The organism is Roseicella aerolata (assembly GCF_020523605.1).
GTDB classification, from domain to species: domain Bacteria; phylum Pseudomonadota; class Alphaproteobacteria; order Acetobacterales; family Acetobacteraceae; genus Paracraurococcus; species Paracraurococcus aerolatus.
In genome coordinates this window covers 1-10,742 of the sequence record NZ_JAJAQI010000079.1, presented here as the reverse complement: position 1 = coordinate 10,742, position 10,742 = coordinate 1, and the positions used below count along the sequence as shown (strand labels likewise).

Sequence of the window (10,742 nt, the reverse complement as noted above, 5' to 3'; positions counted from 1 at the left end):
CCTACGGCTTCCTCGTGGCCGAGCGCTGCCTTTTCCCCCCTCAATCCCGCTTCACCGCGCGGCGGCTCAAGACACCTGCGCTATCCAAAGGCTTCCAGCCGCGCGGTGCCGGTCCGGCCTGAGCGCCACGTGCCGCACTCAATCGCCAGCATTCGCCGCCGCCTCACCGTCGGCCTTGTCCACCTCCTCCCGCGCTGCCCCTGCTGCCTGCAGAAACAGCGTATACGGCCAAGAAGCAAGTGACACAGTAAGACTAGAGCAAGCTCCGTCCAGGTAGACCCACCTGGGCGGAGGAATGTGCTCGCCTGAACAAAGACCTGGAGCGGCAGGAGTGAGCCATTGCGAATGGAAGCCGCTCCAGGCAAGGGCAGCCTCCAGGGGCCGGGGCGGCGGTCCGATTCGGCCCGCCCGGCCTGCCTGACCCACGCCTCGTCCCGGGGGCCACAGCTGCGGCATTGCGGCAACATCGACCGCTCCCGGTGCTTTCCCCCGTCCCCCGCGGTCGCTAGGGTGCGGCCAACCGCATGACCCGTCTCGACCGCTACATCTTCCGGCAGCTGGCCGTCGCGCTCCTCGCCGTGACCATCGGGCTCGCGGCGCTGGTCTGGCTCACCCAGTCCCTGCGGTTCATCGAGCTGGTCCTCGACCGCGGCCTCTCCTTCCTCGTCTTCATCGAGCTCACCGGCCTGCTGCTGCCGAGCTTCTTCGCCGTCATCCTGCCCATCACCACCTTCGTGGTGACCTTGTTCGTCTATGTGAGGCTCTCGGCGGACCGTGAGCTGGTCGTCATGCGCGCCGCCGGCCTCTCCCATTGGCGGCTGGCCCGGCCGGCGCTCCTCCTCGCCCTGATCTCGGTCGGCATCTGCTACGTCCTCGCCCTCTGGCTGGTGCCCGCCAGCCAGGCCGCGTTCCGCGCCTGGCAGTTCGAGATCCGCAACCAGCTCGCCGCCATCCTGGTGCAGGAGGGGGTCTTCTCCTCGGTCGGCGACGACCTGACCGTCTATGCCCGCTACCGCGACCGGGATGGCACGCTGCGCGGCATCCTGCTGCACGATGCGCGGGAGCGGGGGGCGCCCGTCACCATCCTGGCCGAGGCCGGGCGGATCACCCCCGGCCCGAACGGGCCGCGCGTCACGCTCGAGAACGGCGAGCGCCAGCAGATCGAGCGCGTGCCGCCGCCGGCCCATGCGCCGCCCGGCACCCCACCCACCACCCGGCTGACCGTGCTCTCCTTCAGCGAGAACAGCGTGGACCTGGCCCGCACCTCCCGCGGCACGGGCGAGGGCGGGGACCGCTACCGCAACGCGCAGGAGCGGACGATCGACGAACTGCTGCACCCGGACCCGGCGGACCGCGTGCCGGAGCGGGACCTCCGCCGCTTCAAGGCGGAGGCGCATCAGCGCCTGGCCACGCCGCTCAACGCCCTCGGCTTCGGGCTGGTCGCGCTGGCCACCGCCCTCAGCGGCCAGTTCCGCCGGCATGGCGGCGGCCTCCGGCTGTTCACCGGCATCGCCGTGGTGATCGTGCTGCTGGCGCTCGGCCTGATGACCGGCAACCTGGCGGCGCGGCAGAACGCCATGATCCCGTTGATCTGGGTGAATGCCCTGGCCCCGGGCCTGCTGGCCGCCTGGGTGATCTCGGGCATGCCCGGCTGGCCGCGCCGGCGCATCCGGCCGGCCCAGCAGGGGCAGGCATCGGGGCCGGCATGACCTTCGCCACCACGCTGACGCTCTATGTCGCGCGCCGCTTCCTGGGCGCGACCTTCGCCATGCTGACGGGGCTGACCCTGCTGGTGGCGCTGTTCGACTTCATCGAATTGCTCCGGCGCGCCGCGACGCGCGCGGATGCCGGCTTCGCCCTGGTCGCCACCATCGCCGGGCTGCGCCTGCCCTTCGTCGCGCTGCAGATCCTGCCCTTCGCCATCCTGCTGGGCGGCATCCTGGCCTTCTGGCGCCTCACCCGCTCCTCGGAACTCGTCGTGGCGCGCGCCGCCGGCATCTCCGTCTGGGGCTTCCTTGCGGGGCCGCTCGCGGTCGCCCTGCTCTTCGGCATCCTCGGCACCACCACGGTCTCGCCGCTCTCCTCCGTCATGCTCGCGCGGGCGGAGCGGCTGGACTACGCCTATCTGCGGGCCAGCGCCGGCATCACCGCCATCGCCGGCGGGCGGCTCTGGCTGCGCCAGGCGGATCGCGCGCTGGACCGGCAGGGGGTCGCGATCCTCTCCGGCCGGCCCGTCGCGGGGCGCGCGGCGGACCGGCCCGGCAGCTTCGAGATGACCGATGTCAGCCTCTGGCGCCTCTCCGAGGCCGACCGCCCGCTGGCGCGGATCGAGGCGCCGCGCGCCCGGCTGCTGCCCGGCCGCTGGGTGCTGGAGGATGCCGTCACCTTCAGCGCCGACCGCAGCGCCGGGCCGCGCGAGACGCTCTCCTTCCCCACCGACCTGACGCCCGACCGCATCCAGAACAGCTTCGCCTCGCCCGACACGCTCTCCTTCTGGGCGCTGCCGGGCTTCATCGCGGTGCTGGAGCAGGCGGGCTTCTCCGCCGTGCGGCACGAGCTGCATTTCCAGAGCCTTCTGGCCCTGCCGGTGCTGGCCGTCGCCATGGCGCTGCTGGCGGCCGGCTTCTCCATGCGCCCCTCCCGCCGCGGCGGCGTGGCGCAGATGATCGGCGCCGGCGTCACCGCCGGCTTCGCCCTCTTCGTCATCGACCGCATCACCGGCGAGTTCGGCGAGGCCGGCACCCTGCCGGTCGCGCTGGCCGCCTGGGCACCGACCGTCGCGGGCCTGCTGCTGGCCCTCGCGCTGCTCCTGCACCTGGAGGATGGATGAGCCCTGCGCCTGACCAGGAATCCGCGGGGCATGGCGCCCGCCTGCGCGGCGCGCTAGCCGCGCTGCTCCTCGGCCTGCCCGGCGCCGCCTGGGCGCAGTTCGACGCGCCGAGCGTGACGCCGCGCGACCTGCCGCCGGTGCAGGGCACCGGTCAGCCGGGCGCCGCCCGCGTCTCGCCCTTCGCCGGCTTCGGCGGCGCCGGCCCGCGCCAGGACCCGAACGCCCCGGTGACCTTCACCGCCGATGAGGTGGAGTACGACCGCGAGCGCGGCCTGGTCACCGCCCGCGGCAAGGTGGAGGCCTGGCAGGGCGAGCGGCTGCTGCGGGCCGACGAGTTCACCTATGACCGCAACACCGGCGTCGTTACCGCCCGCGGCAACATCCAGCTGCTGGAGCCCGACGGCACCGTGCTCTTCGCCGACGAGGCGGAGCTGAAGGACCGCTTCCGCGACGGCGTGCTGGAGGGCGTGCGCGCGCTGCTCGCCGGCAATGCCCGCATGGCCGCGAACGGCGCCCGCCGCACCGGCGGCACGGTCAACGAGCTGGCGCGGGTCGCCTATTCCTCCTGCGATCTCTGCCCGGACAACCCCACCGCGCCGCCGCTCTGGCAGGTGCAGGCCCGCCGGGCGACCCAGGACAAGGAGGCGCTGCGGATCTCCTACCGCGACGCCACCGTGCGCCTGTTCGGCGTGCCGGTTCTCTACACGCCCTATCTCTCGCACCCCGATCCCGCGACGCCGCGCGCCTCGGGCTTCCTCTTCCCGCAATTCGGCTACACCCGCTTCCTTGGCGCCTTCGTCCAGACCCCCTATTTCTGGGCGATCGACGAGACGTCGGACCTGACGATCACGCCGATCATCTCCTCCCGGCAGTATCCGAATCTCGGCCTCGAATACCGCAAGCTGTTCAATTTCGGCGAGATCCAGGGCAGCGCCTCGATCGGCGGGCTGAACGGCAAGGATGTGGGCGGCAAGGAGGAGCTGGCGGGCCACATCTTCCTGAAGGGCCGCTTCACCGTCGACGAGAACTGGCGCACCGGCTTCGACCTGAACCGCGCCAGCTCCGAGCTCTACCTGCGCACCTTCCGCTACGAGTACCGGCGGGTGCTGACGAGCCAGGTCTATACCGAGGGCTTCTGGGGCACGACCGGCTATGCCCGCTTCGATGCCCGCGCCTATCAGGGCCTGCGCAGCGTGGACGACACGCGCCAGGTCCCCTACGTGCTGCCCAACATCTATGTCGAGCAGGCGCCGCGCGAGAAGGTGCTGGGCGGCTTCCTGACCATGGATGCCGGCCTGCTGGGCATCTACCGCGAGATCGGCAGCGAATCCCAGCGCCTGGCGGCGCGCGCCCGCTGGGAGCGGCCGGAGGTCGATCAGTTCGGCGGCCTCTGGACCTTCAGGCTGCAGACCGAGGCGATCGGCTACCGGGCCCGCGGCCAGCAGGAGCCGCCGGTGAACCTGCCGGATGCCAATGGCACGCGCGGCGTCGGCAACCTCCGCGCCGCCATCGACTGGCGCATGCCCTTCATCCGCTCCGCCGGCGAGTACGGCACCCAGACCATCGAGCCGCGGGTGCAGTTCGTCAGCGGCCCGCGCACCGGCCCGCAACGCAGCATCCCGAACGAGGACAGCGTCGATTTCGAGTTCACCGACGCCAACCTCTTCGCCCTGAACCGCTTCACCGGCCGCGACCGGCAGGAAGGCGGCACCCGCGTGGACACCGCCCTGCGCGGCGCCTGGGACTTCCCGAATGGCGGCCAGGTGGAGGGGCTGGTCGGCCGCTCCTTCCGGCTCGACGACCATTTCCGGACCGACAACCCCTATCCGGGCTCCGGGCTCGACCGCCGCGCCTCCGACTATGTCGCGCGGCTGCGGGTCGCCCCCGTGCCCTGGTTCGAGACCATCGGCAGGGTCCGGACCGATGGCGAGCAGCCGCTGGATACCAAGCTGGCCGACACGGTGGCGAACCTGACCGTGGGGCCGGTCACCTTCTCGGCCGGCTATCTCTATTCGGTGCCGCTGCCCTACCTGGTGCCGACGCGCTCGCGCGAGGAGGTCTCGGCCGGCGTGAGCGGCCGCATCGGCGAGTACTGGCGCGTCGGTGTATCCGGCAAATACGATCTAGGCCTCGGCCGCCCGGTGCTGCTGCAGGGCTTCGCTGGCTATGAGGATGAGTGCTTCATCCTGGAAGGGCGCTTCCTGAAGCGCTTCGCCGAGGACCCGACGACCCAGACCCTCTATCCCGCGAGCACGATCGTGCTGTTCCGGCTCGGCTTCAAGACACTGGGCGAGTACTTCTTCCGGGCGATCTGAGCCCGGCGGCCCGGATGCGTGACCGCATCCGGACAGGGGCCGCCTCCACGGCCCCGGCGCGGGCTGGCGCCCGCGCTGCAGGGGGCGGGGATCGCGGCCGCCGGCATGGGCCCGCCGGCCCTCGTGCGGAACAGGGCGCCGCCGGCGGTTGCACGGTGGCGCCGGGCTGCGCACTCTGCGCACCTGGCCCGCGAGAGGCCGCAGACCGGAGAGGAACCCCGAGGATGCTCCCCATCATTGGCCGCCCCATCGGGCGGCGGAGCGCGCTTGCGCTTGGCGCCGCGGCGCTGGCCAGCCCGGCCATCGCGCAGGCCGGCTTCCCCAGCCGCCCCGTCCGGCTGATCGTGCCCTGGCTGCCCGGCGGCTCCTCCGACACCCATTTGCGGGTGCTGTCGGAGATCGCCTCGAGGAAGCTCGGCCAGCCGGTGGTCGTCGAGAACAAGCCGGGCGCGACCGGCACGCTCGGCGCGCTGATGATGGCGCAGGAGCAGAAGGGCGACGGCCACCTGATCGGCCAGATGCCGATCAGCATCTTCCGCCTGCCCGCCATGTCGCGCCGCCCCAGCTTCGACCCGGCGACCGACTTCACCTGGATCATCCACCTGACCGGCTATGTCTTCGGCGTGGTGGTCCGGGCCGACCAGCCCTGGAAGACCTGGCAGGAGCTGGTCGCCTATGCGAAGGCCAATCCGGGGAAGGTCACCTACGGCACGCCGGGCGTCGGCAGCACGCTGCACATCACGATGGAGCGCATCGCGGAGCAGCTCGGCATCGAATGGCTGCACGTGCCCTTCCGTGGCGGCGCGGACAACATCCAGGCTGTGCTGTCCGGCCAGACCATGGTGAACACCGACAGCACCGGCTGGGCGCCGCTGGTGGAGGAGGGGCGGCTCCGGCTGCTGGTGGTCTGGACCGCGGAGCGCGCCAAGCGCTTCCCCGACGTGCCGACCTTGCGCGAGGTGGGCATCGACATCGTGGCCGACAGCCCCTTCGGCCTCGGCGGGCCGAAGGGCATCGACCCCGGCGTGGTGCGTGTGCTGCACGACGCCTTCAAGGAGGCGCTGTTCGACCCGCAGCACGTCGCCACCCTCGAACGCTACGACATGCCGCTGCGCTACATGGGACCGGAGGACTATGCGAAATTCGCGCGCAATCTCTATGAGGAGGAGAGCGCGATCATCCGGAAGCTCGGGCTGAAGATGGACTGACCGCCGCCGCATGACGCCTCGCCCCTCGCGCGCGGGCTCGGGGCAAGGCGACCAGGCGCCGGAGACCAGCCCATGCCGGCTGCATGACACCCCCGGCCTTCCATGCGGCGGGCATCGGGGCCGGGTTGTCGCATGCGCATGCTGCGGGACATGCAGCCCCGGTATGCGTCGCCTGGCGGTTGCCTGCGGCGCCGGACGGGTTCACCTGCGGCAGGCGCCGCGCCAACCCGCGCGGCCCTGCCGCGTTGCCGGCCCATCCGGGAGAGGAACCGCCATGACCCTTCGCATCCGCCGCCGCGCGGCGCTGGCGCTCGGCGCCGCCACGCTCGCCACGCCCGCCATCGCCCAGGCGGGGTTTCCCAACCGCCCCATCCGCATGTACGTGCCCTGGGCGCCGGGCGGCACGACCGATGTGCAGATGCGCGCGCTCTGCGAGGCGGCCGCCCGCCGCGCCGGCCAGCCGGTGGTGATCGAGAACAAGTCGGGCGCCGGCGGCATCCTGGGCGCGCAGGCCATGCTGACCGAGAAGCCGGACGGCTACACGCTGGGGCAGATGCCGGTCACCATCTGGCGCACGCCGCTGATGTCCACTCGGCCGATGTGGGACCCGGTGAACGACTTCACCTATGTCATCCACCTCTGCGGTTATCTGTTCGGCGTGGTGGTGCGGGCCGATGCGCCGTGGAAGACCTTCGCCGAATTCCTCGACCACGCGAAGAGGAACGCCGGGAAGATCAATTACGGCACGCCGGGCGTCGGCACCTCCCTGCACCTGACCATGGAGCGCATCGCCTCGGAGCGCGGGATCGACTGGACGCATATTCCCTTCCGCGGCTTCGCCGAGAACATGAATGCGCTGCTCGGCGGGCAGATCGACGCGCTGGCGGACAGCAGCGGCTGGGCGCAGCTGGTGGAGGATGGCCGGGCCCGCCTGCTGGTCACCTGGGGCGAGCAGCGCGCGAAGCGCTTCCCCGACACGCCGACCCTGCGCGAGACCGGCATCGATATCGTCAGCGCCTCGCCCTATGGCATTGCCGGGCCGAAGGGGATGGATCCGGGCGTGGTGCGCGCCGTGCACGACATCTTCCGGCCGGCGCTGGAGGACCCCGCGCATCTGGCGATCCTCGAGCGTTTCGACATGCCGGTGATGTACAAGGGGCCGGAGGAATACCGGGACTTCGTCCGCCAGCAGGTGGAGGAGGACCGGGCGATGATCAAGCGGCTGGGCCTGACCCTGAACTGAAGCCTGGCATCCGCGGCGGCAGGGGGCGCATGCTGTCCGGCAGGCCGGATTGCCGGGGGAGGATGGCCCCCGGTGCCTGACCTGGGCCGGGGGCGTTGTACGACGGAGGCAGTGGTGCCGATGGAGAATGCGCGTTGGATCCCGCCGGATGCCGGACCGAGGCCGGCGTGAGCACGCTGCATCTCCGCTGCGGCGACGACCTGCGCGACATCCTGCCGCGCGCCGGAATCGCGGGTGACTATCTCTGCTTCTCCGATCCGGTCTGCGTCGGCCCGGCGCGGGACGAGGGCGATCTGATCGCCTGGCTCGGCCTGCGGGCACGCTTCGTCGCCCTGCATGCGGGGCAGGATGTCGGGCAGGTGCGGCTGCGGCTGGGGCGCGAATACACCGCGCTGAACGGGCTGCACCGGCATGATGCCGTGCATCTCTGGTTCGAGCACGACCTCTGGGACCAGGCGGCGCTGATCCGCATCCTCTCGCTGCTGGCGGAGAAGCGGCAACTCCGCGGGCGGCTCTGGCTGATGCCGGCGGATGGCCTGCGCAGCTTCCCCGAACTGCCGGATGCGGCGCTGGCCGCGCTGCAGCCGGCGCCGCTGACCGACCTGCAGATCGAGCAGGGGGCGGAGGCCTGGGATGCCTTCTCGGCGCCCGATCCGCGCGCGCTGGATGCGCTGACGCGGCGGAAGCTGACGCTGCCCTTCCTGGCCGCGGCAATGCGGCGGCATTTGCGCGACCTGCCCTGGACGGTGGATGGGCTGGGGGAGACGGAGCGCGCCGTGCTGCGCGCGGTCGCCGCAGGGGCCGCGACCGAAGGCCAGGTGCAGGCGGCGCTGCGCGCGGCGGATGCGGTGTTCCACGTGACGGATCTGATCGTCCGGGAGGTCATCCAGCGCCTGCGCAGCGGGCCGAAGCGGCCGCTGCTGGCGAAGGACCCGCTGCGCCTATCGCCGCAGGGCGAGGCCCTGCTGGCAGGCGCCGCCCGCCATCGTCCCGCGCCGCGGGCACAGGGTGGCGTCCCCGTCCTTCCGGACCCGCCCTGGCTGTGGGATCCCAGGCTGGCGGGCGTGGTGCACGATGGCTAGAGCAGATCGTCAAAGGCCGTGAACGCCTGAAGGCGTGAATCCGCTCGAAAAACAAAGAGCTGCCGTGGATCGCGGGAGGTCGTGCAGGACCGGACGCACGACCCTGTGCGACGACAAGGGCCGACAGCGGGTTGCCTTCGGGCAGGAACGCAACCCGCCGGAGCGGGCGGGGCGCATGGCCCCGCCGCGCTGGCTCAGCCGCCGTTACGCGCGGGCTGGCCGGCCAGCAGGCCGGAGGCCGCCATGGGCGCGGGGCTGCGATACCGGACGTGCCGGTTGCCGGCCTCGCCGGTGATCTCCGCGATCTGGCCATTCGGCGCCAGGGTGGTCGGCATGCCGCCATAGGCCAGGCGCTGGTTGCTGCCGCCGCCGATGATGGTGGCGAGACCGCCGCCGACGACATTCCGGCTCGGCGCGTCATAGGTCACCTGCGCATCCGGGCCGCCACCGACAAGGCTCGGGCCGCCCTGCGCGAGCGCGCCGCCGGTCAGGCCGAGCGCGAGGGTGGAAGCAAGAAGCATGGTGCGGAACATGATCATCGTCTCTCTGTCTCGGCGGGCGACGTTGCATCGCCCTGTCACGCTCTCAGTTGGAGTGTGGTGTCGCATGGTCCCAATGCGCGGCCTGGATGGCGGTGATTTGCCGCGCTGATGACGCAGCGGGCGGCCGCAACGCGGCGGCGCGCGCCGCGCCCGCCTCAGCCGCGGATGCCGCGGGCCGTGGTCTGCACGGTCTGCGTGCTGCCGGCCGGCGCATAGACGATCTGCCGGTCGGCGCCGCCGCCCTGGATCGTCGCGGCGCGGCCGGGCTGCGCCTGCAGCGCCTCGTAGCGGAAGCTGCGGTTGTCGCCGCCGCCCGAGAGCAGCACGCGGCCGCCGCCGGCGATGTTGTGCGACGGGGCGCCATAGACCACGACGGCATCGTTGCCGCCGCCGACGAGCTGCGGCGCGGATTGCGCCTGCGCGGCGCCGAGGGTGCCAAGGGCGAGCGCGGAAGCCAGGGCGAGGGTGCGGATCATGGGGGTCCTCCTGTCTCTTGGTGTCCGGGGTCTGTCGTCCGGTGCGGCGCCATATGCGCCGCCGTCGCCGAGGAAGATGCGCGCTGGCGCACGTCCTGCCCAATGCCGGCTTCGAATGAAGCCGATTTACGCGGCGGATGAGGCGGGGCTGTAACCGGCGATTGCGCCTTCGCGACGCCGCCTGCCGCAGCGCCGCAACGGGCGGATGGCCGGCCGCCTTGCGGCCAGGCCATGCTCCGCGCACCGGATGAGGAGCCCGCCATGACCGCCTTCCGCTGCGTCTCCATCCCGAGCGGGACCGCCGCACGCTGGCGCGCGACCGGCCGCGATGATCGCGGCCAGGCGCTGCACCGGCGCGTGGCGGATGGTCCGGGCTTTCCCTGCCGGCATTGCCTGCGGCTTGGCGAGGAGGGCGAGGCGATGCTGCTCGGCAGCTACCACCTGCCGCATCCGCAGGGCGTCTACTGGGCGCCGAGCCCGGTCTTCCTGCATGCGCGGGACTGCACGCGCTTCGCGGCGGTGAACGAGATCGCGCCGATCGTGGTGGCGAATGCCAGCGTCTCCGTGCGGTCCTATGATGCGGAGGAGATGTGCCTCTACGACCTCGGCGCGGTCAGCGCGGGCAAGGATGTCGCGCCGGTCCTGATGCGCGCGCTGGCTGATGCGCGCACGCGCTACGTCAACATCCACACGGCGCGGCCGGGCTGCCTGCTGACGGCGGTGGAGCGGCTGTGACGCACGCCATGGAGAATGCCGCAGCCGGTCGGGGAGGGAGGCCGCCACCGCGAAAGTGGCGGCGTCGCCGCGGCGCGTCCCGCCGGGGCGGCGGCGGATGCGGGCAGCGCCGCTTCCATTCGCAATGGCGCACTCCAGCCGCTCCTGGTCTTTGTCCAGGCGGGCAGATGACTCCGCCCCGGCGGGCCTGCCTAGACCTTTATTGCCCTGACTGTGCATAGCCGCAGTGTTGGAAGTAGGCGGCGCACTCGCTCGGACTGAAGCGGTCGAGGAGACTGCCGATGGTATCCCAGAGGGTGCCGACGGTCCTG

At 71.9% G+C, this 10,742-nt stretch carries 9 protein-coding genes; 7 read left to right on the top strand and 2 right to left on the bottom strand.

The window, feature by feature from the left end; translation table 11 throughout:
- The first annotated feature begins 524 nt into the window (after window positions 1-524).
- From lptF to LHA35_RS26635, 6 genes are all read left to right on the top strand, one after another.
- A complete protein-coding gene (lptF, locus tag LHA35_RS26660) occupies window positions 525-1,709 on the top strand; it encodes an LPS export ABC transporter permease LptF (protein ID WP_226614107.1) in 1,185 nt (394 codons plus the stop codon).
- On the top strand, window positions 1,706-2,830 hold the full coding sequence (gene lptG / locus LHA35_RS26655) for an LPS export ABC transporter permease LptG (RefSeq protein WP_226614105.1): 1,125 nt from the start codon (window positions 1,706-1,708) through the stop codon (window positions 2,828-2,830). The genes lptF and lptG overlap by 4 nt, the downstream gene beginning before the upstream one ends.
- Complete coding sequence (locus tag LHA35_RS26650; RefSeq protein WP_226614104.1) at window positions 2,827-5,145, top strand: LPS-assembly protein LptD; 2,319 nt, start codon at window positions 2,827-2,829, stop codon at window positions 5,143-5,145. Before lptG ends, LHA35_RS26650 begins: the two co-directional genes overlap by 4 nt.
- A gap of 224 nt (window positions 5,146-5,369) precedes the next feature.
- The gene (locus tag LHA35_RS26645) at window positions 5,370-6,353 is read left to right on the top strand and encodes a tripartite tricarboxylate transporter substrate binding protein (RefSeq protein WP_226614103.1); all 984 of its coding nucleotides are present in this window, start codon (window positions 5,370-5,372) and stop codon (window positions 6,351-6,353) included.
- Between the two features lie 274 nt (window positions 6,354-6,627).
- Window positions 6,628-7,596 carry a tripartite tricarboxylate transporter substrate binding protein gene (locus tag LHA35_RS26640; RefSeq protein ID WP_226614102.1) on the top strand — a complete coding sequence of 323 codons (969 nt, stop codon included), beginning with the start codon at window positions 6,628-6,630 and terminating at the stop codon, window positions 7,594-7,596.
- Between the two features lie 167 nt (window positions 7,597-7,763).
- Window positions 7,764-8,678 (top strand): DUF1835 domain-containing protein, encoded by a 915-nt coding sequence (locus tag LHA35_RS26635; protein WP_226614099.1) that lies wholly within the window; start codon window positions 7,764-7,766, stop codon window positions 8,676-8,678.
- Window positions 8,679-8,872: 194 nt separating this feature from the next.
- Here LHA35_RS26635 and LHA35_RS26630 read toward each other — a convergent pair whose 3' ends face one another.
- Both LHA35_RS26630 and LHA35_RS26625 read right to left on the bottom strand, forming a co-directional pair.
- A complete protein-coding gene (locus LHA35_RS26630; protein WP_226614098.1) occupies window positions 8,873-9,199 on the bottom strand; it encodes a hypothetical protein in 327 nt (108 codons plus the stop codon).
- 176 nt (window positions 9,200-9,375) lie between these two features.
- Window positions 9,376-9,696, bottom strand: a complete 321-nt coding sequence (locus LHA35_RS26625) for a hypothetical protein (RefSeq protein WP_226614097.1) — start codon at window positions 9,694-9,696, stop codon at window positions 9,376-9,378.
- 261 nt (window positions 9,697-9,957) lie between these two features.
- On the opposite strand from LHA35_RS26625, the gene LHA35_RS26620 reads away from it, so the two are divergent.
- Complete coding sequence (locus LHA35_RS26620) at window positions 9,958-10,431, top strand: DUF1203 domain-containing protein (RefSeq protein ID WP_226614096.1); 474 nt, start codon at window positions 9,958-9,960, stop codon at window positions 10,429-10,431.
- The last annotated feature ends 311 nt before the right edge of the window (window positions 10,432-10,742 follow it).